The organism is Vibrio sp. AIC-3 (assembly GCF_013114515.1).
Classification (GTDB): Bacteria; Pseudomonadota; Gammaproteobacteria; order Enterobacterales; family Vibrionaceae; genus Vibrio; species Vibrio crassostreae_C.
Genome location: NZ_VTXG01000001.1, coordinates 90,219 through 109,723, shown reverse-complemented (window position 1 = coordinate 109,723; position 19,505 = coordinate 90,219). Strand labels below are relative to the sequence as shown.

General features: G+C 44.7%; 17 protein-coding genes and 1 tRNA gene. 13 read left to right on the top strand and 5 right to left on the bottom strand.

Features of this window, described 5'->3' with window-relative positions:
• The first annotated feature begins 66 nt into the window (after window positions 1-66).
• From pal to F0229_RS00485, 4 genes are all read left to right on the top strand, one after another.
• Window positions 67-609 (top strand): peptidoglycan-associated lipoprotein Pal, encoded by a 543-nt coding sequence (gene pal / locus F0229_RS00500; protein ID WP_017062069.1) that lies wholly within the window; start codon window positions 67-69, stop codon window positions 607-609.
• A 33-nt stretch (window positions 610-642) separates the two neighbouring features.
• Window positions 643-1,425: a tol-pal system protein YbgF gene (ybgF, locus tag F0229_RS00495; RefSeq protein WP_146492168.1), complete on the top strand. Its 783-nt coding sequence runs from the start codon at window positions 643-645 to the stop codon at window positions 1,423-1,425.
• Window positions 1,426-1,635: 210 nt separating this feature from the next.
• Window positions 1,636-2,697, top strand: coding sequence for a quinolinate synthase NadA (nadA, locus tag F0229_RS00490; protein ID WP_017062067.1), 1,062 nt, complete (start codon window positions 1,636-1,638; stop codon window positions 2,695-2,697).
• A gap of 174 nt (window positions 2,698-2,871) precedes the next feature.
• A complete protein-coding gene (locus tag F0229_RS00485) occupies window positions 2,872-3,903 on the top strand; it encodes a potassium channel family protein (protein ID WP_048659644.1) in 1,032 nt (343 codons plus the stop codon).
• A gap of 76 nt (window positions 3,904-3,979) precedes the next feature.
• Here F0229_RS00485 and F0229_RS00480 read toward each other — a convergent pair whose 3' ends face one another.
• Window positions 3,980-4,549 (bottom strand): UPF0149 family protein, encoded by a 570-nt coding sequence (locus F0229_RS00480; protein ID WP_048659643.1) that lies wholly within the window; start codon window positions 4,547-4,549, stop codon window positions 3,980-3,982.
• 171 nt (window positions 4,550-4,720) lie between these two features.
• Here F0229_RS00480 and F0229_RS00475 point away from each other — a divergent pair, with 171 nt between their 5' ends.
• The 6 genes from F0229_RS00475 (at window position 4,721) to F0229_RS00450 (ending at window position 12,270) form a co-directional block, all read left to right on the top strand.
• Window positions 4,721-7,174 carry a hybrid sensor histidine kinase/response regulator gene (locus F0229_RS00475; protein WP_171732037.1) on the top strand — a complete coding sequence of 818 codons (2,454 nt, stop codon included), beginning with the start codon at window positions 4,721-4,723 and terminating at the stop codon, window positions 7,172-7,174.
• 248 nt (window positions 7,175-7,422) lie between these two features.
• Window positions 7,423-7,872 carry an L-alanine exporter AlaE gene (locus F0229_RS00470; protein WP_171732036.1) on the top strand — a complete coding sequence of 150 codons (450 nt, stop codon included), beginning with the start codon at window positions 7,423-7,425 and terminating at the stop codon, window positions 7,870-7,872.
• Between the two features lie 180 nt (window positions 7,873-8,052).
• A tRNA-Ser gene (locus F0229_RS00465) sits at window positions 8,053-8,143 on the top strand.
• Window positions 8,144-8,397: 254 nt separating this feature from the next.
• The gene (gene gltS, locus F0229_RS00460; RefSeq protein ID WP_136973583.1) at window positions 8,398-9,612 is read left to right on the top strand and encodes a sodium/glutamate symporter; all 1,215 of its coding nucleotides are present in this window, start codon (window positions 8,398-8,400) and stop codon (window positions 9,610-9,612) included.
• A gap of 252 nt (window positions 9,613-9,864) precedes the next feature.
• Window positions 9,865-10,791 (top strand): LysR family transcriptional regulator, encoded by a 927-nt coding sequence (locus F0229_RS00455; RefSeq protein ID WP_171732035.1) that lies wholly within the window; start codon window positions 9,865-9,867, stop codon window positions 10,789-10,791.
• A gap of 225 nt (window positions 10,792-11,016) precedes the next feature.
• On the top strand, window positions 11,017-12,270 hold the full coding sequence (locus F0229_RS00450; RefSeq protein ID WP_171732034.1) for a D-amino acid dehydrogenase: 1,254 nt from the start codon (window positions 11,017-11,019) through the stop codon (window positions 12,268-12,270).
• A gap of 75 nt (window positions 12,271-12,345) precedes the next feature.
• On the opposite strand, the gene F0229_RS00445 is transcribed toward F0229_RS00450, so the two are convergent.
• The 4 genes from F0229_RS00445 to F0229_RS00430 all read right to left on the bottom strand — a co-directional run bounded on the left by F0229_RS00445 (window position 12,346) and on the right by F0229_RS00430 (window position 16,341).
• Window positions 12,346-13,083, bottom strand: coding sequence for a dienelactone hydrolase family protein (locus tag F0229_RS00445; RefSeq protein ID WP_171732033.1), 738 nt, complete (start codon window positions 13,081-13,083; stop codon window positions 12,346-12,348).
• Window positions 13,084-13,305: 222 nt separating this feature from the next.
• On the bottom strand, window positions 13,306-14,241 hold the full coding sequence (locus F0229_RS00440) for a pyridoxal-phosphate dependent enzyme (protein WP_171732032.1): 936 nt from the start codon (window positions 14,239-14,241) through the stop codon (window positions 13,306-13,308).
• Between the two features lie 127 nt (window positions 14,242-14,368).
• The gene (locus F0229_RS00435) at window positions 14,369-15,667 is read right to left on the bottom strand and encodes a HAMP domain-containing sensor histidine kinase (protein ID WP_171732031.1); all 1,299 of its coding nucleotides are present in this window, start codon (window positions 15,665-15,667) and stop codon (window positions 14,369-14,371) included.
• Window positions 15,664-16,341, bottom strand: a complete 678-nt coding sequence (locus F0229_RS00430) for a response regulator transcription factor (protein ID WP_017062034.1) — start codon at window positions 16,339-16,341, stop codon at window positions 15,664-15,666. The genes F0229_RS00435 and F0229_RS00430 overlap by 4 nt, the downstream gene beginning before the upstream one ends.
• Before the next feature lie 125 nt (window positions 16,342-16,466).
• Between F0229_RS00430 and F0229_RS00425 the strand changes: the two genes are divergently transcribed.
• From F0229_RS00425 to F0229_RS00415, 3 genes are read left to right on the top strand one after another with little or no spacing between them, the layout of a single operon-like run.
• The gene (locus F0229_RS00425; protein WP_017062033.1) at window positions 16,467-17,486 is read left to right on the top strand and encodes a glycosyltransferase family 2 protein; all 1,020 of its coding nucleotides are present in this window, start codon (window positions 16,467-16,469) and stop codon (window positions 17,484-17,486) included.
• On the top strand, window positions 17,483-18,970 hold the full coding sequence (locus tag F0229_RS00420; RefSeq protein ID WP_171732030.1) for a glycosyltransferase family 39 protein: 1,488 nt from the start codon (window positions 17,483-17,485) through the stop codon (window positions 18,968-18,970). Before F0229_RS00425 ends, F0229_RS00420 begins: the two co-directional genes overlap by 4 nt.
• Window positions 18,957-19,421, top strand: coding sequence for a GtrA family protein (locus tag F0229_RS00415; RefSeq protein ID WP_171732029.1), 465 nt, complete (start codon window positions 18,957-18,959; stop codon window positions 19,419-19,421). Before F0229_RS00420 ends, F0229_RS00415 begins: the two co-directional genes overlap by 14 nt.
• The last annotated feature ends 84 nt before the right edge of the window (window positions 19,422-19,505 follow it).

The following is a 19,505-nucleotide window of genomic DNA, read 5'->3' as shown; positions in this document are numbered from 1 at the left end:
GGCAATTAACTATCTATAGCACTTAGTCGCTGTAGAAACTAAGTTTGATAACGTAAGGAAAAAAAGATGCAACTTAACAAAGTTCTTAAAGGCTTGATGATTGCACTACCAGTGATGGCAGTAACGGCATGTAGCTCAACTGATGAAGCAACATCTGCAACATCTGGTACAGAAAGCAACCAAACAACTTCAGGTTCAGAAGGCAACGTAGACACAACTGTTGTAACGCCAATTGACGCTAACGGTCAACTGTCTGAGCAAGAGCTTAAAGAGCAAGCGCTACGTGAAACTCAAACAATCTACTTCGCATTCGATAACTCTACTATCGCTGGCGATTACGAAGAAATGCTAGCAGCTCACGCAGCTTACCTAGTTAAAAACGTTGACATGAACGTTACTATCGAAGGTCACGCTGACGAGCGCGGTACTCCTGAGTACAACATCGCACTTGGCGAGCGCCGTGCACAAGCTGTAGCGAAATACCTACAAGCTCTAGGTGTTCAAGCTGACCAAATCTCTATCGTAAGCTACGGTGAAGAGAAGCCACTTCTTCTAGGTCAATCTGAAGATGTGTACGCTAAAAACCGTCGCGCAGTACTAGTTTACTAATTTTAGTAGACTATATAATTGAGGAATTGCCTCATGTTCAGTAACACAAAGCGAGTCATTTTGCTTTCGTTACTGGCAAGTGCAGCGAACACCACGTTCGCTGCACCAGCTCCAGTATCCGATCTCAATAGCACCGCAACCAATTCATCATCTTCCTCTCGATCAGCATCTAACGAATCAGATATTGAGCGTTTAGAGCGTCTGCTTCAAAATCGCAACCTCGTCCAACTTCAAATGCAACAGCAAATCGACGATATGGCACTGGAGATCAGTGAACTTCGCGGTGAGCTGGAACGAAATAGTTACGATATGAAGCAAATGCTAGAGCGTCAGCGTGAATTGTTCATTGAACTGGATCGCGTGAGAGGCGAGGTGAAAGCAGCAGGAACAGCAACGGTAGCAGTGGCGGTGGGCGAAGGCTCTAAAGACGCTTCTGGTACGTTTAGTACTGATGTGGATGAGCAAACCGCTTATCAAAATGCTGTAGATATGATTCTAAAGCAACGAGATTACACGGGTGCTATCGCAGCATTCCAAAAGTTTCAAAAAGACTTCCCAGATTCAACCTTCACACCTAACTCACATTACTGGTTAGGCCAGCTTTATTTCGCTAAGAAGCAAGATAAAGAAGCTGTGAAGAGCTTCGCTGCTGTTGTGTCTTACAAAGACTCAAACAAGCGAGCAGATGCACTGGTTAAGCTTGGTGACATAGCTGCGCGCAACAACAACGCGACGCAAGCTAAGAAATATTACCAACAAGTCGTAACCGAGTACCCAAACAGTGCTTCGGCTAAAGTGGCCAAAACCCACTTGTAAAACAAAATAGGGGTGCTTAGGCGCCTCTTTTTTATACCTGATTACTTCCGTTTGATGTTTACTTATCTTCTTTGTGGTGCCAACACGTCGCCTTGTTTATGCGTTTTAAGCATTAGCTAGCCACCGCTTGCAACCAATCCTTTTTGATCCCAATCGCTGTCCTGTGTAGAATACTCTAATTCTCGGAAGAAGTTGCGTAGAGCAAGAGCAATGAGTCATATACTAGATAAAATCGATACAGTTTACCCGTTTCCGCCTAAGCCAGTTCCATTGAGCGACGCTCAGAAACAGGCCCACATCGCAAACATCAAAAAACTACTTCAAGAAAAAGATGCAGTTCTAATTGCACACTACTACACAGATCCTGAAATTCAGGCTCTGGCAGAAGAAACTGGTGGTTTCGTTGGCGATTCATTAGAAATGGCTAAGTTCGGTAACCGTCACTCAGCAAGCACTTTGATCATTGCTGGTGTTCGTTTCATGGGTGAGTCTGCAAAGATTCTTACTCCCGAAAAACGCATTCTAATGCCAACACTTGAAGCTGAATGTTCACTTGATCTTGGTTGTCCTGCTGACAAATTTACAGAATTTTGTGATGCTCACCCTGACCACACCGTGGTTGTATACGCGAACACCTCTGCGGCTGTTAAAGCTCGTGCAGACTGGGTGGTTACGTCGAGTATCGCTTTGGAGATCGTTGAAAGTCTAGATGCTGAAGGCAAACCCATTATTTGGGGCCCAGACCGTCACCTAGGTTCTTACATCGCAAATCAAACCGGCGCTGACATGTTGCTTTGGCAAGGTGAGTGTATCGTTCATGATGAGTTCTCAGCTGATGCTTTGAAGAAAATGAAATCGGTATACCCAGAAGCGGCTATTTTGGTTCACCCAGAATCACCAGCAAGTGTCGTTGAACTGGCGGATGCTGTAGGTTCAACAAGCCAATTGATCAAGAAAGCAAAAGAGCTTCCTCATCCACAGATGATTGTTGCCACTGACAAAGGTATCTTCTTCAAGATGCAGCAATTGGTTCCTGAAAAAGAACTGATTGAAGCGCCAACGGCTGGTGCTGGTGCAACTTGCCGTAGCTGTGCACACTGTCCTTGGATGGCGATGAACGGCCTTGAAGCGATCGAAAACGCGCTTGAGAATGGTGGTGAGCAACACGAGATCTTCGTTTCTGACGAGCTACGTGTAAAGTCTCTTATCCCATTGAACCGCATGCTAGATTTTGCAGAGCAGTTAAACGTGCAGGTAAAAGGTAACGCGTAAGCCGTTCTTTTATCTAATCAACAAAAAACCAGCCAATAGTGCTGGTTTTTTTGTACGTGAGTATAGGCCGCCAATATCAATATTGTGATCATGTATCTTTTTCTGATGATACATCTTGTTGATATCGCGTATTTTTTCTAGCATGTAAGTAAGAGAAATGAGGCAGAGGCTCGAATGATAATCTGGTTACAACTCAAACGCTGGATCAAAGCAAACATCTTTGTTTTGAATGGCAAAAACTTACTGTTCACTTTCCTTGGTTACATCGCTCTATCGTGGCTGATGCTGTATTTGGCGGGTGAAACAGATTTAACCAGTTCGGTTACCGTATTCGCTTACTACTTGGTGGTAACGGCTTCTACAGTTGGTTATGGTGATTTATCACCGACCACGGTAGCGGGGCAGTGGATCGTTATTCTATTTGTGATTCCCGGAGGGTTGAGCCTTTTCGCCGCGTTACTGGGTAAAGTGGCGACAGAAGGTGTTGAATATTGGCGAGCGGGCTTGCTAGGAAAAAGGAGAGTTAGAGTGGACAACCACATTTTGATGTTGGGGTGGAATGAGCAAAGAACCATTCATCTCATCCGCATGCTGCAACACGAAGAAACAGGTAAGCGACCAATCGTATTATGTACGCGTTCAGATATCGAGAACCCGTTACCCGGTGAAATCAATTTCGTTAAAGTAAACAGCTACACCGATGGCAAAGAGATGGAGAAAACGGGCATTGAGTCTGCAAGTTGCATCTTGATTGATAACCCAGAAGACGACATTACGCTATCTGCGGCGCTTTACTGTGCCAACCGAAACCCTAAGGCACACCTTCTTGTTTACTTTAAAGACGAAGCGCTAAGCGATTTGTTGCATAAGCATTGCCCTAACTCAGAATGTATTCCAGCGGTGGGTGCAGAGATGCTAGCAAAGGCTGCGGTAGACCCAGGTTCAAGTGCGCTTCATCAAGAGTTATTGAGCTCAACAAGAGGCATGACACAGTATTCAACGTATTTCCCTGAAGACGCCGAGCCTGTCACCGTTGCGCCTATTTTCTCTGTGTTTAAAGAGAAGTATCAAGCAACGCTGATCGCGATTGATACGGGGAGTGGTATTGAACTCAACCCAGAACTAGACCAAGTTGTCAGCAGTGGTACTAAGCTGTTTTACATTGCTGATGAGCGCATTGATGACTTTGATTGGAAAGGCTTCTAAAGCTTCTATTTTCATTTCGTCTAAAAACTGAAAAGGCCTCATAGCGAGGCCTTTTGGGTATGTATAAAACTAACTGTTATTGAGCTTCAGCCAGTGCAATACCACGCTGAGTTAGACCGCAAAGCATGACCGGAACAGCGTTAAAGATCTCTTCGAACTGTTCTAGGCCTTCGATGCCTTGCTCTGCAAGCGTAGCAATTGAAGTTTCTGGATCGTAAAGCATGCTCAATGAAAGTAGGACGCCGCCAACAAGCGCGTTGTCTTCGCTCTCTTCAGGCATTAGCGTTTCCCAATCATCACGAGCAATCTGCCAGCCTTGAAGCAAGCCTTCACAAAAATCACGAGCGGCAGTGTTAACCACTTCTTCGTCGTCTAATTGACAAGCTTCAGGCCAAACCCAAGTACCTTCAATCAGTTCTGGGCGGGTTTTATTCCAAAGCTCGATGATAACTTCAATGTAGCTTTCTAGCTGTTCACCATCCGTAAAAGGCGCGACTTCTTCGCCACCCCATAAGAACGGTAGCCACTCATGCGGGGTTAACACATTGGGTGCCGCTGCCATTGCAGTGACAAATCCGATGGTTTTGTGTTCTGTGATTAGCTTTCCTTCCAACTCTGGAAGCGCAAGAATATCTTGTAAAGTCAAAGTGAGGTACCGTAAAAGGGAACATATTTGCGCTTATAGTACCAATGAACTTGTGCCAATCAAGCTTCAATCTAAAAAGGCTTGATGTCATGGATGATAAACACTAGGTTTAACAGAAAAGAAAACAATAAAAGAATTATGCAGATACGGTCGTCTTTAAAGAAAAAAAGCATGGTAGCGCTTGGATTATACCTTGCGATGTTTATTGCCATTGTCGGTAGTGTGACGTATTACGTCGTAGAATCCCCTGTGCGCGCCAAATTACAACAAAACCTCGACTTGCGTACGCAACTGTTATCCGCATTGATTACAGAGCCACTCAGTAGTTCTCGAGGCTTCGTAGACAGTCTCGTTGGGTTTGCTCAAGCGCATCGTAACGGTGATGATGTTATTCCGCTCTTTAAGTCCATGTTGGCGGCGAGCGACGATACGATTGTCAGTGCCGGTATTTGGCCCGAACCTTATGCGCTTGATTCTAAAAAGCTTCTCAACAGTTACTTTTTTAATAAAGCCGACGATGGAATAATCGACCAGATATATTCTTACAACAACCCCAAAAATGCCCCTTATCAAGAAGAGTATTGGTACACCTCTGTCGTCAACCAAAAACAAGGCACTATCTCTTGGAGTGATGTGTATATCGACCCATACACACACGTTCGAATGATTACGGCGTCTTCCCCTTATTATTACGACGGTACTTTTGCCGGTGTTGCCACGGTGGATCTCTCGCTCGAAGAGCTGCTTGGTTTTATCAAGAACCACGCCGAAGAATACAACCTTGGCATTACGCTCAGAGATAAGCTCAACCAAGTGTTGGTTTCGCATAACTTTAATCTCGTTGAAGGCATTTACATCAGTAGCAATCAATTTGGTGATTTCGGCTGGCAAGTGGATGTGGTGAACTCCAAATCACGAGTAGAAGACGAAGTATTTCATCAGGTGATGAGCATTGAAGGCGGTATTGTTCCGCTATTGCTACTTTGTGTCATGGCGGGGTATTACTTATTGAACCGTTATTTGATTAGTCCAATCACAAGGATTGCAGCACAGGTTGATAGTTCGAAAGCCGGCGAAATCATTGATGTGGATTACTCGAGTGATGACGAAATCGGCCATTTGATTAAAACCTTCAACGAAAAGACCATTTATCTTGAAGCGGAAAAGGTTAAGGCTCAGGCATCCACCAATGCAAAAACCGCTTTCCTTGCGACCCTGTCACATGAAATTCGTACCCCTATGAATGGGGTATTGGGTACTGCTCAGATCCTATTAAAAACGCCTCTAAATTCTGAACAAGAGAAGCATCTTAAGAGTTTGTATGAGTCAGGTGATCACATGATGACCTTACTTAACGAGATCTTAGACTTTTCGAAGATCGAGCAGGGAAGGTTGGATCTTGATGAGACTCGCTTCCCACTCGACTCGATCATCGGCAGTATCAACAGTGTCTACTTCACACTCTCTTCAGAGAAAGGGCTGCAATTCAAAGTGTATTCTGAGGTGCCTTCGGGGCGTTGGTACTTCTCAGATAAAGCACGTCTACGACAAATCTTGTTTAATCTTTTGAACAACGCGGTGAAGTTTACCTCCAGAGGCTTTGTTGAGGTGTACCTGAAAGAAGTCATAGAGGGGAGTGACACCTATCTGAGTATTCGAGTTCGTGATACAGGAATTGGTATCTCTAAAGAAGCTCAAAAGCGTATTTTCAAACCTTTCGAACAAGCGGAGTCTTCCACAACAAGGCGTTTTGGCGGCACAGGCCTTGGCTTAGCGATTGTGAAGAAAATTGCTCAGTTGATGGATGGTAGTATTACCGTCACCAGCGAAGAAGGGATAGGCACGAGCTTTGATGTTCGCTTGAAGATTCAGCCATGCCAGCCAGGCGAGATAGAGAGCTTGCCACATAAGAAGTTGGACTACTCAGGCTTAAAGGTACTGATCGTCGAGGACAACCGAACCAATACAGTGATCATTGAAACCTTCATGAGCAGTAAAGGCTTTACCTGTAAGAGCGTCGAAAACGGTGAACTTGCGATACAAGCCGTGGTTGCTGAGCGCTTTGATTTAGTGCTCATGGATAACCATATGCCTGTGATGGATGGCGTTGAATCAACCACTGCGATTCGTGCGCTGATAGGCGATGTCTCATCAGTATTGGTGTTTGGTTGTACGGCTGATGTCTTTAAAGAGACTCGCGAGCGTATGCTGGGGGCGGGTGTGGATTATATTATCTCGAAGCCGATTGATGAGCGTGAACTGGATGATGCCTTGTTCCGCTATTCAAATAAGCTTTATCAATACCATGAAGTAAAAGCGGATGAGCTCGAAAGCCAAGACGTAAAACCACACGATTCGAAAAGTAAAAGCGAGTCACTGCCTAAACCTGATCTTCGCAACAAAGATAACACTGAAGAGCTGTTAGTGACGTTGTATGTGGCGCTAGAAGACAACAACCTAGAACTGATTCAATTTGCACTAGAGAGCCTACGTGTCCACGTTGAAGCTATGAACAACGCGGAACTTACTGAACAAGTCGATAAAGCGTTAGAGCAGGTTGCTTTAGGATCACCACCTACACAAGATGTCATTAATATCATTACTGTAAATCTACCTATGGCTTAAATGTTGTTTAATTACGGTTAGCAAATGACGAACTGTCCAATATTTGACCTTGGTTGGATTTTTTGGTGAAAGTGACTGCTTTTAAAGTGGTTTTTGGTTGTTAATTTACAACTTGATTTTTAATTTGGAGTGTATGACTACTAATCTTGTGATTTAATAGCGATATTATCTAGTGAGGTGCAAATGTGCCTTGTTTATATGTTACTAAATCACTAATTAAGCAGTGATATATTTTAGGTTTGTCGTCAATGAAGTCTCGTGGTCCATTTTGTATTCGAAACGCAGCTGCGGATACATTTGCTATGGTCGTTTTCTGTTTTATTTCTGGCATGATCGTAGAAGTGTTTATTTCTGGTATGACGTTTGAGCAATCTCTTGCTTCTCGAACGTTATCTATTCCTGTAAACATTGCTATCGCTTGGCCTTATGGCGTTTTTCGTGATTGGTTCTTACGCAATGGTGCAAAACTTTCAGAAAGCTCATTGATGAAAAACTTGTATGATTTGATGGCATACGTGTTATTCCAGTCTCCAGTGTATGCGGGTATTTTGTTGGCAGTGGGTGCTTCAGGCGACCAGATCGTTACGGCTGTCACCAGTAATGCAGTTATCTCGTGCGGTATGGGCGTACTTTACGGCTACTTCCTCGATATGTGTCGTAAATGGTTTCGAGTTCCTGGCTACTATCAACAAGCTTAAGAAAAGCAACAAGCGTAAGTGCAGCGAAAGAATGAAATTTGGTTTGTTTTTGATCTAATGAGTTAATTTGTAATCGAACAAACCGAAAAAGGCACTTTTTTTGAGAATGCCCCTTGACCAAAGCAAGCAGAATCAATAAAGTAGCGCCTCGTTGAGTGACATGCTCAACACACAATTTGTGGAAGGATGGCTGAGTGGCTTAAGGCGCTCGCCTGGAAAGCGAGTATACGTTTATAGCGTATCTGGGGTTCAAATCCCCATCCTTCCACCACTATTCAAAACCCTAGCAGAAATGCTGGGGTTTTCTCGTTTTAGAGCCTCTATATCCCACCTCATCTGTATACCTCCCTAATATCCGTTCCTTTAATCATTGCTTTATAGTTATAATCTCTATTAATACCGTCGCAGAATTAACCATATTAGATGTTTTTATCATCGATAATCGCTTGATTTTTTGGCCTGAATCTAGATTATTAATAGTACGCAATATTATGAATAATCTAACTATTAGGAACCCATAGCCTCATGACAGAAACCCTAGTTTCTCCAATGCTCTCTTTTACGATCGCGATTTCGTTACTGTTTATCGGTAAAGGTTTGATTGAGCGATCTGAAGTATTAAGAAAGTATTCACTGCCAGAGCCTGTGATTGGTGGCTTTGTCTGCGCAGCGACCGTAGCGGCGCTTTACTATATTTTTGAAATCCAAATCACTTTTAGCCTAGATGTCAGAGACTTTTTGCTTCTCTACTTTTTTGCTGGCATCGGGCTCCAAGCGGATATTAAAACACTGATTAAAGGCGGGCGACCGTTGTTCATCCTACTGTGTCTTGCTGCCATTTTTATCGTGTTGCAAAACGTAGTCGGAATGGCAGTCGCTTCTGGCTTTGGAATGGATGCGAAAGCAGGCTTGCTATCTGGGTCTGTTAGCTTGATAGGCGGCGTAGGCACAACGTTAGCTTGGGCGCCAATGTTTGTGGAAGAGTTTGGTATTGCTAACGCGCTCGAACTTGGTGTCGCTTCAAACACGGTTGGTTTAATTGCAGCGTGTGTGATTGGTGGTCCGATTGCCAACTACCTGCTCAATAAACACAAAGTAAGCCCTTCTAATGAAGAAGAGGTTACGGTTGGTGCATTCCAAGAGAGTGAAACAAAAACAGAGCTTAGCCACTACGGCGTTCTGTGGGCGTGGTTGATTCTTAACTTAACACTAATGCTGGGTTACAGCTTGAGTGAAGTTATCGACTCGATGGGCCTAAAACTGCCGTTATTCGTTAGCTGTTTGATCGCAGGTATCCTAATCGGAAACGTTGGTCGCGCACTGTTTAAGAAACGTCGTACACAAGAGAAAATCGCTCAAGGCCGCAAAGGCTTAGCGATGATCTCTGATATTTGTTTAGGCATGTTCTTGACCATGGCATTGATGGGGTTGCGTATCTGGGATCTTGATGGGTTGTTTGGCTATATCTCTGTGGTCATGAGTATCCAGATCTTGCTTTCACTTCTGTTTACGATATTCGTCGTTTATTACTTGATGGGACGAAACTACGACTCTGTGGTGATATGCTCAGGCTTCGGTGGTATCACTTTAGGCTCGACTGCGACAGCAATTGTTAACATGACAGCCGTAACTCACCGCTATGGCGCAAGCCCACAAGCATTTATTGTGGTGCCATTAGTGTGTGGTTTCTTTGTCGATCTGATCAACGCGCTAGTGATTAGTTTCTTTGTTGGTCTGTAAGTGAAGTGACGGGTTGTTAACTGCTTGAGACTAGCACCTGATTCATGACCATAAAGGCGATGACGAAAGTTGTCGCCTTTGTTTTATCGACAGCAAGCTAAAACACCTATATCAGCCTTTGATGTGATGTCTTGAAGTGACTCGGTGCACAAGTTAGTAAGAGCAATTACGATCTTGATAAATTGGGATACATGTTGCTGCTCAATTTGTGAGACGCTTGAATAAGTGTTAGTTAAATCACAAGGAAGTTGAATGCACCACTTTAATATCCGCGCGCTGGAATACCTTAATGCTTTATCGAAATATGGGTCGTTACGTAAGGCATCTAAGATGATGAATGTTGACCCCGCGGCAATGAGTAGAATGTTGACACAGCTTGAAGCGCAAGCGGAAATGAAAGTATGGGAGCGCAACAACCGCCAATCTCTGCTGACTGAGGCGGGGAACGAACTGTTGAACTACTATCGCTCCATTGTTCGTGGAGAGGCGGCAGTGCTTGCTCGACTAACCAAGCTTAAAAACCTCAAGGGCGGTAATGTTAGCATCGCGATTGGAGAAGGATTTATTACTAACTTGGTCTCTAAACCGATGCAAACCTTCATGACTCGTTATCCTGATATCAGTCTTTCTATTGAGATCGCAGGGGCATTGGATGCAGTCAAGATGTTGGAAGATCAACAGATAGACTTTGCGATAACCTATGCGTCTGCACCACATCCTAAACTGCACTCTCACGTTGAACGCAGCCATCCGCTCGAATTGATTGCTCCGAAGGGGCACTTCCTTACGATGAAAGATGCACCAGTGGTAATGCAAGATATTCAAGACGCTTCTCTCGCCTTGATCGATAACTCGACCGGTATGGGGAGGCTGGTAAAGCAGGCTGAACAAATTTCCCATCTTACCTTGCAGCCAAAACTTCAAACTAACTCAGTCACGGCACTGACTAACTTCGTTTCAGCAGGGTTGGGCGTCACCTTTATGCCTAAGCTCACTGTGATCGATGAGATAAAGTCAGGGCAGATAGAAGTGGTTGCGACCGAGTTGGAGATGCTATCGAAGGCGACGGTTAAGGTTCAATCTTTGAAAGGCCGTGCACTAACGCTACAAGCGGAAACCTTGTTAGATTTCTTACTCGAGAACGCCACTTTCTTGAGTCATGACGCTTACAATATCTAGGCTTAATCAGTTTACTTAGCGACTCCTACCTAAGCTTTCAAATACCGCCAATATCACACTTCCAAACTGCTGGATTTGTTTTCGAGTCGAATTGATGTTTTGTCAATGCCACCTCTATTGTTAAGTCAACACATGCGGAATAAGTTACAAATTATTAACGAAACGAGTTTTAGACTGACAGCTGTGTTCGACAGATTTGGCTTTGTCAGGCATTAGGGGAAGAGAATGGAAGTTATTGTAATTGGCAGTGGTGTTATTGGATTGACCAGCGCATGGTACTTGGCAAAAGAAGGTCACTCGGTCACGGTTATTGATCGTCAAGATAGCAGTGGCAAAGAAACCAGTTTTGCGAATGCCGGGCAAATTTCTTACGGTTATTCATCACCATGGGCGGCACCGGGCATCCCTTTGAAAGCGATGAAATGGCTTACCCAAGAACATGCGCCACTTAAAGTGAAGCCTTCTCTTTCTCCAGAGTTAATGTCTTGGGCGACTAAGATGCTCGCCAACTGTAATGAAGCCAAGTACGCACAGAATAAATCGCGGATGTTACGAGTCGCTAACTACAGCCGAGATTGCCTGACTCATCTAAGAATCAGTGAAGATTTGGCTTATGAGGGCCGGCAGAAAGGCACCTTGCAAGTATTCAGAAGCGAAAAACAATTGGACGCTATTCAGCAGGATATGAAGCTGTTAACAGAGAGTGGAATCGAACACTCGTTGTTTGATGTTGAACAGTGTCTGTCAGTGGAGTCGGGCTTAGCAGACGTTAAAGACAAGCTGGTGGGCGGTCTGTATTTACCACACGATGAAACCGGTGATTGTCATCAGTTCTGTTTAATCCTGACTGAGAAAGCCAAGCAACTCGGCGTTCAGTTCGTGTTTGATACCGAAGTGGTAAGTTTGAATCATCAGAATCAAACCATTGAGAGTATTACAACGACTCAAGGCGAGTTCAAAGCGGATGCTTATGTGGTTGCTTCAGGAAGCTATTCTCGAGAACTGTTGAAACAAGTCGACTTGTCTATCCCGGTTTATCCAGTGAAAGGGTATTCGTTAACACTACCGATCGTGAATGCAGATAAGTCACCAACCTCGACTGTGATGGATGAAACCTACAAGGTAGCGATGACGCGATTTGATGACCGTATTCGTATCGCGGGTACGGCCGAGCTTGCGGGTTTTAATTACCTGATTCCAGAAAAACGCAAAGCCACGATTGATATGGTGATTAAAGATCTTTTCCCACAAGCGGGGGACTTTTCTAAAGCCGAATACTGGACTGGGTTAAGACCAATGACGCCAGATGGCACGCCTATCATAGGAAAGACGCCTATCAAGAACCTATTTACAAATACTGGACATGGGACATTAGGTTGGACAATGGCATGTGGCTCAGGAAAGATCTTGGCAAGCGTGGTCAGTGGCTCAGCTAGTGATATTAAAACTGATGACTTAAGTATCCACCGCTATTTGTAGTGAGATGATGCAGTGATAATTAAACAACCCCATTCTTAAGCCTTAGAATGGGGTTATGGGTTCTGAGGGAGAAGATTATCTGGTGGTGGTTTCTAGCACATGGGTAAATCTATCCCACGATTTTTGGTCAGCTTCTTGTTGATAGTTGTTTGAGCCGAATACAGTAAAGGCATGTGGCGCACCACTGTAGGTGATCATTTCATGCGGAACCTTGGTTGTTTCAAGTTGAGCGGCGAGGCTGCCAAAATCTTCCATTGAGATCATGGCGTCAGCTGTGCCATGGAACACGACAACAGGAGCTTTTGTCTCAGAGTAGTCTTGCCCTTTTGGTGTTGATAAACCGCCATGGAAGGTGACATAAGCCTTCGAAGGAATGCCCGCACGAGCGGCTTCCAATACAGCGGCTCCGCCGAAACAGTATCCCATCATTACGTTGTTATCTAAGTTGCCGCCAAGTCTTTTCGCTTCCATGGCACCAGCGTTGAGCAACGTACGCATTTTTTCTCTGTCTTTATACAGCTCGCCTGTATGTTGCTTTTTATCTTTCACTTCCGTAGGGCGAATGCCTTTACCAAATAGGTCGATGGCGAACACGTTGTAACCGAGTTCGTTGAGCATCTCAGAACGTTTCTTTTCGTAATCGGTTAAGCCATCCCAATCGTGTATTAGCAGTACCAAAGGCGCTTGGTCACTGGCTTCACTCCAATAACCTTCGTAATCCATCCCATCGACTTGGTAAGTGACGTTTTCTCCTGATATCGCAGAGAAGGGCAGTAAAACTGAAAACAGGCCGAGCGTAGTGAGTTTTCGCATGCGTAATTCCTTTCGATGACAATTGACGTTCCAATCGAAAGTATAGATAACGCGATGATTCTCGCCAGATTTCTGTCTCTAACTTGAAATGTCTGGCAGGGATAGCAGGTGGCTATTACTGATAAACAGCCATCGAAAGGGAGTGCGATGGCTGTTCATGATGCGCTGAGAAATTCTCAGTTCGCAGAAACGCGGGGCATTAGAGTAGAAAAGAACGGATTACTACCAAGTAGCGTTATCAGCGGTGTGGCTACTTCGAAGTTCTGGGTACTTACGTTGATAGCGCGGCAACATCGACTCATTACCTAAGATGCCACCTTGATGGATATAGATGACGGTTTTGGTTGGGTTCTCTTCTTGCCATTGCTCTAAGCATTGCCACATTAATGGGTCGTAGAGCAGGTCGAATTCAATATCAGTTTGTTCTTGTAGATCCAACCAAGTTTGATAGTCCTGCTGGTACAACTTACCAAAGTGGTGTTTGGCTTTAAGCGGTAATATCTGCGGGTGATCGGTTTCGCCAAGCTCGTTGAACTGTTGCGTTAGGTAATCACTGCCGCCAACACATGCACAGGTTAATACCGGGATGTTGTGTAGTTTTAAATGCTTATGTAGATACAGAGCCGTGGCGCCTGTGCCTGCTGGCAGTGCCACAACAAAATCGTATTGGTTTTCAAAGCGAGTCCAGCTCAGTATTTCCATCGCCAGTTGTTTTACGCCGTATTCAGAAAGCTGAGAGCGTCCACCTTCTGGTAACACAATGCATTGTGAGTCAGGTTGTCTTACTTGCTCAATATACTCTTGTGGATGAAGCTCAGAGCCTGTTTCTTTGACTGAAATAACCTCAGCCCCGAGATCGATAGCGCCACGGTAGTTGCCGAGTGGGCGTTCTTGTAGCCATCGAGGTAGGTGATCAACGTAAAACTCAAGCGTCCAACCTTTGATTTTTGCAAGTGCGGCTAGCGAGAACAATGAGTTGGCTTGAGCGGAACCATAGCTTATTAGGGTGGTAGTGCTTGGGTGCTCGTCTTCCAGTAGCTTCATGAACTTTCTGGCTTTGTTGCCGCAAAAGTGGGAATGAAGCTGATCGTCACGCTTTAAGAAAAAGGTGTGGTCGTTGTATTGATGTTGAGTTACAGGGCTATTATTTAGTTTCATCGCACTTAGACAAAATGCTGACTCAAGAGCCAGCATTTATAGTTCAAATAGGACTAGCGAGTATCTAGTAGCTAGGGACCGCTGTAAACCAACTAAATCAAGTTTTCGTTCGATATTGAGCCGTGAACTACGAATTCATTTGCTCTGGGATTGATGAGGATAGATCGGTTTGAAAGGTGATTTTAGCGGTACATCCACCACAACTGCGATTGACCAATTCAAAGCCCCATTGGAAGCGTTGACATAAGTCCTCGACAATCAATAAACCCAATCCATGCCCATTCGGATTGTACTGTTCTTGTAGGCCTTCGCCTTGATCTTCAATCACAACACTCTCTTGGGACAGAGTGACCGTTACGGTGCCACTATTGGTCGCTGCAATGGCATTCCTCAATAAATTGCCGACCAACATATTCATGATCGCGCTGGTGGCTTGAATGGTCGGCTCTGATTGAATGTGTAAGGATATCTCGACTTGCTTCTCATCCGCCTGTAATGAATTCTTGGAAACGATAGCTTCTAACTCTTGCTGACTAAACAAGCGCAGCGGTGCATCGTCACTGTTTCTTTCATAACGAACTAAACCAAGCAGTGCATCGACCATTTCAGACATTTGAACAATGGCTTCATCAATACGTTCAACCTGACGAGATTGAAATTCGGTTGTTTCGCTTCTCAGTAACAGTTTGTTGGCACCACGAGCAACAGTCAACGGAGTTCTTAGTTCATGACTTGAGTAGCGTGCGAAAGCTTGCTCGCGTTTTACTAGAGAATTGATTTCTCTTCTGTATTGATTGAGTTGATCCGTCAACTGACGAAACTCCACCGCCGCATCGTCATTCACTCCAAATTCTTCGTTTAGATTGAGCTTATTGGATTCAAGCTGTTCAGACAGGGAGTTGAAGGGCTCAATCAGCCGTTTAGACAACCGATAGAGCAGAGCTCCGAAGCTGAATATTAGAATAGAGAGAAGGGCTAATACAAATGTGGTGGCATAAACGAGCTCAAAGACACTAAGCTCGACACGGTCTATTTCAGAAAGCAGAACAATAGGGTGAGTTCTACCTTCATGAGTATACTCGCCTACATAGACCATGCGAGATTCTGGATCTTCACCGACCTCACCAATGAAATTTTCTTTGCCTTCAATATACTTTAAATACTTTTTCGGTAGATAGGAAAGATCGTTGTAAGCGATAGTCAGGTCATCAATACGAAGCTCTCCACTTTCACCTGACTGGAATAACCCGACTGCATAGTTGCGGTCAATTAGGATGCGTCTTTCACCCACGCGGTCTTCCGACAAGTACAGGGCTGTGATAAATACCACATAGACAAATGCCGACACAATTACGGCCATTAACCCAAAGAAAACCGCTAAGCGGCCCGTTAGGGTTTTTGTGCTTGTAAGAACATTTGAAATCAATTCGATGGCTCCAATCGGAAGCCAACTTTAGGCACCGTAATTAACATCTGAGTGTCGAAAGGCTTGTCGAGTTGATTACGTAACTGATAAATGTGACTGCGCAACACATCATTGTTGGGTTCGTTTTCTTCCCATAACTTGTAGGAAATAGCTTCACGAGTGACTACTTCAGGTGCGCTTTGGCACAGCATCTCAAGTATGGTGTAAGTGGTTGGGTTGAGCGCTAGTAGTTTATCTTGGCGGTAAGCTTTACGGGTTTTTTGGTCGATGGTGAGTTCATCGAACTGAAGTTTTGAAGAGGCGACTTTTCCGCGGTAACGACGGACTAACGCGTTCATTCTTGCTTCTAGAATATCCAAATCAAATGGCTTGGTGAGGTAATCATCGGCACCGTGTTCAAAGCCTTTCAGCATATCTTCTCGGCTATCTAAGGCGGTCAGCATCAAAATAGGTGTCGCGTTACCTTGGTCTCGCAGTTTATTACAAACCGTTAGGCCGTCCATTCTCGGTAACATTAGATCCAATATGATGATATCAAATGAGTTTTCCAACGCGAGTTGTAGGCCAAGTTCACCGTTGTCTGCGTAATCGAGTTCCATGCCAATACACTCAAAATAATCAAACAAGACACCTGCAATTTCACGGTTATCTTCGACTAATAGAACTCGTTTCATTTTGATTCTCATACAGAAATAGACAGTAACATTATCCTGAGTGAGCGTGAAAAATATGTCAATAACATAACTTTCACTTATGGGAGGGTAGATTGGCTTCAGATTAAAAAATAGAAGAACGTATTATGTCTGAACTTCATATTAGCCGCCCTAAGATATCTACATCGCAGATCAATCCTGCGGTCTCTTTGTCTATCATTGTGCCTTTTTACGATGAACAAGAGGTATTGGAAGAGTTCCACTCTCGCCTTACCAAGGTGCTTGATAGCTTACCGATCACGAGTGAGATTGTTTATGTCGACGATGGCAGCAAAGACAACAGCTTGGACTTGGTGAGTTCATTCACTTCAATCAATAGCTCAATTTCTGTGATTGGTTTAAGCCGTAACTTTGGTAAAGAGTCAGCCATGAGTGCTGGTCTTGAGCATTGCCGAGGACAAGCGGTGATCTTGTTAGACGCAGACCTGCAAGATCCGCCGGAGCTGATCCCACAAATGGTTGCCAAGTGGCGCGAAGGCTATGACGTTGTGAATATGCAGCGCAGCCAGCGTGATGGTGAAACGTGGTTTAAGAAGTTTTCAGCAGCAAGCTTTTACAAAGTCATGAACGTGGCAGCGAAGATCGATGTTCCAGAAAATGTCGGTGATTTCCGACTGTTAAGCCGAGAGGTTGTCGACCATATCAACCAACTGCCTGAACGTAACCGTTACATGAAAGGCATCTTTTCATGGCCAGGTTTTAGACAAGCAACGATTCAGTTTAAGCGCGATGCTCGCTTCTGTGGCGAGACGAAATGGAACTACCTGAAACTCATCGGATTGGCGATGGATGGCATCACATCATTTTCTATCCGCCCACTGCGTATTGCGACGGCCGTTGGTGGATTAGTGGCGCTTACCGCTTTTGTGTATGGCGTCTTCATCGTGTTCAAAACCATGATGTTTGGTGAGCCTATTACTGGCTACCCATCCATGATGGTGGTTCAACTTGCCCTTGGCGGCATTCAACTTCTGAGTATTGGTTTAATGGGGGAATACATAGGTCGTATTTTCATTGAAACCAAGAACCGCCCTTTGTATCTGATTCAATCGGTGGTCGATACCCCAGCATTAAAAACACATTTTAAATTAGAGGAGTCAGCATGAGCCTGAACCGAACGCACCTATGGTATTTGTTGGCTTTTGCATTGGTTCTAAGGCTCTTATCTCTGGCGACATACCCTTTAATGGACACTACGGAAGCGCGCTACGGTGAGATGGCTCGCTTGATGGTAGAAACCGGCAATTGGTTAACCCCTCAATTTGATTACGGCATCCCTTTCTGGGGTAAGCCTCCGATGTTTACCTGGATGAGCGCGATTGGCATTGAGCTGTTTGGTTTGAGTGAGTTTGCTGTGCGTGCGCCACACTGGTTAGCAGGTTTTGCGACGATTTTGTTGGTTGCGTACATGGCTAAGCGCACCGGACAAAGTGCCTTGGTGGCGGCCGTGGTATTGGCGACATGTGGGATTTTCTCTATCGCGGCGGGTGCTGTTATGACTGACATGGCATTAACGTTAGCGATGACCATAGCCATGTTAGGTTTCTACCTATGTTGGTTAGGAGGAGAGGGTTCGAAGGGAGAAGGGAGCGCGAAGACTAATCGGTCTTGGGGCTATGTCGGTTTCATTGGCTTAGCACTAGGCTTGCTGGCAAAAGGGCCGGTAGCGATTGTGATTATGGGTATCGCCGTTTTCCCTTGGTTAGTATTGCAACATGGATTTTTTGGCGCTTTTAAAGTGTTATGGCAACGCTTTCCACTGTTGTCAGGCTTAGGCGTGATGCTAGCGATTGCTTTGCCGTGGTACATCATGGCTGAAATGGCAACACCGGGTTTTATTGATTACTTTATTGTTGGCGAGCACTTTAAGCGTTTTGTTGTGAGTGGTTGGGAGGGCGATTTATACGGTTCTGCCCATGACCAAGCAAGAGGCATGATTTGGATTTTCTGGATTCAAGCGGCTGCGCCGTGGTCGATTGTGTTGCCTATTTTGACTTTCGCCCGTCGTAAGAAAATCGCAGAAGTTAACGCTGAACATAGTGGGTTGTTTTCATTCCTTGTGTGTTGGTTGGTCTCTCCTCTAATTCTTTTCACTATGGCGGGTAATATTCTTCCAGCTTACGTCCTACCGGGTATTCCAGCCCTTGGCTTGTTGGTGGCAATGCTTGTAGTAGAAAAAGATAAGAAGTGGTTCTCGAGTGTGGCTTTAGTGCTACCTGTGTTGCTAATGATTGCAATGGTCTACCTCAACTTAGGCAAAGCGAATGAGAAAAGTGACCGTATTATCTTCGAACAGATTACGGATGAAGCGCCGAGCTTTTATGTCGGTAAACGACCGTTCTCCGGGCAGTTTTACAGTCATGGACAAGCGAAAAAGTTACTCGATGTTGAACAGTTAGATGGTATCGACAAGTTCTATCTGATTGGTAAAAGAGCGGAAGTAGAAACCAAGATTAAAGACAACGCGTTAACCTGTATTTTAGAACCGACGGTGAAGATCAAGCGCGCTCTATTTAGTTGTCATAGCCAAAATATCAAACCAAATCTATCGTTGAGCCATATTCGAAGTGATGGCGATGTTCAATTTTAACTCGTCATCGAGACTGTTTAGCCACAAGTTCGACGCGCTAAACAAAAAACTACAACCTCACCATAAGATGATTAAATTCGCTATGGTGGGGGCGGGTGGCTTTGTTGTCGATTGTGCCGTGTTTGCATTGCTGCATTACGTTATTGGACTGCCTTTGATGAGTGCTCGAATTGGTTCTTTCATCGTAGCTGCAACGACAACTTGGTTTGGAAATCGAGTGTTGACCTTTGAGCTCAAAGGGCAGGGGAATTGGTCCGAAAAGCTGATTCAATGGCAAAAGTTCATGTTCTCTGCATCAATATCGGCGATACCTAATTTGCTGTGCTTTAAGTTGATGACTGAATTGCTGCCTGCATTTACTGGGGCAGTGTTTATCGCAATGGCGGTTGGCATCTTGGTGGGCATGGTCAGTAACTATTTGCTTAGTCAGTATTGGGTGTTTGCTCGTTAGGCTATCTTGTAACAGACACAAAAAAGCGCAGCTAAATAGCTGCGCTTTGTGTTTTTACGATAGCGAAGTCAATCAGTTCGCGAT

Excerpts from the sequence above, each read along its gene's own strand:
- pal (WP_017062069.1), top strand. The coding sequence starts at position 67 with ATGCAACTTAACAAAGTTCTTAAAGGCTTGATGATTGCACTACCAGTG.
- ybgF (WP_146492168.1), top strand. The coding sequence starts at position 643 with ATGTTCAGTAACACAAAGCGAGTCATTTTGCTTTCGTTACTGGCAAGT.
- nadA (WP_017062067.1), top strand. The coding sequence starts at position 1,636 with ATGAGTCATATACTAGATAAAATCGATACAGTTTACCCGTTTCCGCCT.
- F0229_RS00485 (WP_048659644.1), top strand. The coding sequence starts at position 2,872 with ATGATAATCTGGTTACAACTCAAACGCTGGATCAAAGCAAACATCTTT.
- F0229_RS00475 (WP_171732037.1), top strand. The coding sequence starts at position 4,721 with ATGGTAGCGCTTGGATTATACCTTGCGATGTTTATTGCCATTGTCGGT.
- F0229_RS00470 (WP_171732036.1), top strand. The coding sequence starts at position 7,423 with ATGAAGTCTCGTGGTCCATTTTGTATTCGAAACGCAGCTGCGGATACA.
- gltS (WP_136973583.1), top strand. The coding sequence starts at position 8,398 with ATGACAGAAACCCTAGTTTCTCCAATGCTCTCTTTTACGATCGCGATT.
- F0229_RS00455 (WP_171732035.1), top strand. The coding sequence starts at position 9,865 with ATGCACCACTTTAATATCCGCGCGCTGGAATACCTTAATGCTTTATCG.
- F0229_RS00450 (WP_171732034.1), top strand. The coding sequence starts at position 11,017 with ATGGAAGTTATTGTAATTGGCAGTGGTGTTATTGGATTGACCAGCGCA.
- F0229_RS00445 (WP_171732033.1), bottom strand. The coding sequence starts at position 13,083 with ATGCGAAAACTCACTACGCTCGGCCTGTTTTCAGTTTTACTGCCCTTC.
- F0229_RS00440 (WP_171732032.1), bottom strand. The coding sequence starts at position 14,241 with ATGAAACTAAATAATAGCCCTGTAACTCAACATCAATACAACGACCAC.
- F0229_RS00430 (WP_017062034.1), bottom strand. The coding sequence starts at position 16,341 with ATGAAACGAGTTCTATTAGTCGAAGATAACCGTGAAATTGCAGGTGTC.
- F0229_RS00425 (WP_017062033.1), top strand. The coding sequence starts at position 16,467 with ATGTCTGAACTTCATATTAGCCGCCCTAAGATATCTACATCGCAGATC.
- F0229_RS00420 (WP_171732030.1), top strand. The coding sequence starts at position 17,483 with ATGAGCCTGAACCGAACGCACCTATGGTATTTGTTGGCTTTTGCATTG.
- F0229_RS00415 (WP_171732029.1), top strand. The coding sequence starts at position 18,957 with ATGTTCAATTTTAACTCGTCATCGAGACTGTTTAGCCACAAGTTCGAC.